Origin of the sequence: Microbispora sp. GKU 823, assembly GCF_002027145.1 — a bacterium.
GTDB lineage: Bacteria > Actinomycetota > Actinomycetes > Streptosporangiales > Streptosporangiaceae > Microbispora > Microbispora siamensis.
In genome coordinates, this window is the sequence record NZ_MWJN01000225.1 from 1 (window position 1) to 2,635 (window position 2,635).

The following is a 2,635-nucleotide window of genomic DNA, read 5'->3' on the forward strand; positions in this document are numbered from 1 at the left end:
CCGGTGGTCGAGACCGTCACGTCCGCCTCGTCGGACTCCAGGACCAGGTACGGCCGCCCGGACTCCAGCACCCGAGCACGCGCCCGAGTGACCGAGGCGTAGAACGAGATCCCGATACGGGGACGCTTGCCGGGGTCGATCGACATCGACACGTGGGTGTAGGGACCGTGCGTCATCAGGCCACCCCGCGACCGTTGGCCAGGCCGTGAAACCGCCGCTCGACCGACCGGGCGAACGAGGCCGCCTCATGGGCGAGCTGCCGGGCGAACTCGACATCGGCCGGGCTGACCTGGTCGCTGTCCGAGGTCGTCAGCAGCACCGAGGTCGAGCCGAAGTCCAGCGCCAGCACCGGCGTCCGCGCCGGGTACGGCATGGTCTTGGCCGAGGCCCCGCCCCCAGTGTTGAGGCTGATCACGGCCGAGGGCCGCACCGTGCGCCGCCCCATCACGCAGCGTCCTTCGCAGCAGTGGTCGTCTTGCCGGCCGCCGTCCGGGGAGCCCGCATCACCCGAGCCGAGATCGAGTAGGCCAGCCGCCCCGTCGCCTGGTGGACGTACGGCTTGACCTCCAGGCCCTCGAACTCGGCCGGGGCCAGCGGCACACCCGGCAGCGACGGCGGAACAACCGGCTGAACCTCGGCGAGGATCTTCACCGTCACCGTCTTCTGCGCGGCCTTGAGCGAGGGGTCGGCGTCCATCACCGGGACCTGCCAGACCGGCAGGCCGGTCGTCTTGTCCTTGGCCTGGGTGTCCCGCTTGGCGTCGAAGTCCTTCGCCGCGCTTACCTCGCCCACGACGTAGCAGCCATGCGGGAACAGCAGCTCGAAGCTGATCGGGATGGGTCCTTGCAGTGCCATCGTTCACCACCTCCTTGTCCACCCCTCTAGACAGTGGCGGCTGGTCCGCGACGAGAACTGTCTAGGGGGCTATGCAGTCGACGATAGCAACACCCAGCGAGCATGTCTAGGGGGGTGGACGGAAGTGCATGGCCAGGAGATCGCCACCATGCACCCTCCTTAGGGAGATATTCGATAACGTGCCCGTGAGCGCTGGCTGTTGATCCTTAGTTACCCAAGCTGCTGTTAGCAAACGGTCGCGTTCATGATGTGGTGCATCGTTCACCGGGAAGAACAAGACCCAATTGCAAGGCGGGAGGATTAGCTAAATACTCTTCTAGAAGTGGGTAGGGATCGACTCGGCCTCGCATCCTCTCGTATGCGGCAACGAATCCCCCATTGCATAGCCAGCAGAGAAGGCCTCTAATGCATCTTCCCTTCGATTCTCCCTTATTGGGGCAGCAATCGTGCCAGTGGTCAAGATTTAACCCTCTGTCGTTGCTGTGCGGTTCGTTGCAGAGATAGCAAGACCGATTCTGATATTCGAATAGAAGATAGATCTCGCTGAACTTTCTATTATGTTTGGCGGCTCGCGTTGCTATGCCGCTGCAATACCTGCATCGGCTGCGCGGCAGTCCTCGCACGCCGTCGAAGATAAACTCATCTAGAGGACGTTCTTGCTGGCAGAGGGTGCACCAGTAGACTCCGAGTGCCACCATCTCCCGAGCCTCAAATGGTTCGGTTCTCAGGCGAATCGGCTGCAGCTCGGCGCCATGATGACACATCAGCCAATGGGATGTGCAGTAGCCGTCATTGTCGATGGCTCGCCTACAGTCGACAAAGCTGCATTCATTGTCTTCTGAGACGAAAGCCCGCAGAATTGGCCGCATCTGCTCACCTGACTTGTGTTGGTCATAATGCGTGCGGCAGTAGTATTTCGACATTCTGCGGCGCGGACAGTCAGGGAAGGTGCAATTATTATCTTTTCGTACTAGATGCGAATTGATGGGAGTCAATCGGCTTGGATCTTTATCGCGTTTCAAAAATTGCTGGCGATGGGCGCTGCAATATCCTGCCGCAATCCCTGTTGCTGCATATGGCGATCTTTCGCAGTCTCGAAATAAACAAGTTATATCGCTCAACTTTAACGGTTGCCCCCTCTCAAAACTCGGCCAGAAATCGCGCGTCTCGGTAGCGGTGTCCTCTCCCCTGGGAGGCATAGCAGGCACGTCCGGGGGAGTGTTCTCCCCAGACCTTGTGATGCACTGGTGTTACTGCGAAGGCTAGCTGGGCCCACCGACAAAACCGTGTGCCCTACCTAAGCGTCCGTTGGAAGCGCTTGACCTTCCCGGTTTCAAAGCCGTCGCTGAGTAGCACGGTGGTCAGCCGTAATAACTCGCCGAGTCGGTGCTGAATTCCCGCTCAGGGACAGGCGACTGGTCTCGGCGAATCGAGGTCGAACAGTTGAAGGCGACAGTAGGCAGCGGTCGCATCATCGAAGGTTTTGCTGCGGGGCCAGCGTTCGCCGTGGGGGTCGGAACGCTCCGCTTCGCGGACTCTGCGGATTAGTGCAGTCGGACCGTCCTGCGTAAGGACGTTGAGGAGTTGCCGCCAGGTGATGAGCCGGTAGCGGCTGACGGCGTCGGCAGCGCCGTCGGTGAGCAGGCCCGCAGCGCCAACCTGGTCGGCGGGGGTGGTGCCGGTGAGGGCATGGTCCGCGGCTTGGGGGTCGGTGGAGGCGACCCAGAAGCCGCCGTCGCGGTTGCGATAGGTGCCGAGGGTTTCGACGTACTCGCGGCGG

3 protein-coding genes and 1 pseudogene are annotated in these 2,635 nt (G+C 61.5%); all 4 read right to left on the bottom strand.

Annotated elements, in window-relative coordinates; translation table 11 throughout:
- Positions 1–175 precede the first annotated feature (175 nt).
- Positions 176–445, bottom strand: coding sequence for a hypothetical protein (locus B1L11_RS44315; RefSeq protein ID WP_079321096.1), 270 nt, complete (start codon positions 443–445; stop codon positions 176–178).
- On the bottom strand, positions 445–855 hold the full coding sequence (locus tag B1L11_RS44320; RefSeq protein WP_079321097.1) for a plasmid replication, integration and excision activator: 411 nt from the start codon (positions 853–855) through the stop codon (positions 445–447). Before B1L11_RS44320 ends, B1L11_RS44315 begins: the two co-directional genes overlap by 1 nt.
- A 242-nt stretch (positions 856–1,097) precedes the next feature.
- Positions 1,098–2,054 (bottom strand): endonuclease domain-containing protein, encoded by a 957-nt coding sequence (locus B1L11_RS55695; protein ID WP_079321098.1) that lies wholly within the window; start codon positions 2,052–2,054, stop codon positions 1,098–1,100.
- 202 nt (positions 2,055–2,256) lie between these two features.
- Positions 2,257–2,635 (bottom strand): annotated as a pseudogene (locus B1L11_RS47740) (hypothetical protein); the annotation flags it as partial.

Bases quoted from the DNA above. Each gene is read 5' to 3' on its own strand.
- B1L11_RS44315 (WP_079321096.1), bottom strand. From the start codon at position 445: ATGGGGCGGCGCACGGTGCGGCCCTCGGCCGTGATCAGCCTCAACACT.
- B1L11_RS44320 (WP_079321097.1), bottom strand. From the start codon at position 855: ATGGCACTGCAAGGACCCATCCCGATCAGCTTCGAGCTGCTGTTCCCG.
- B1L11_RS55695 (WP_079321098.1), bottom strand. From the start codon at position 2,054: ATGCCTCCCAGGGGAGAGGACACCGCTACCGAGACGCGCGATTTCTGG.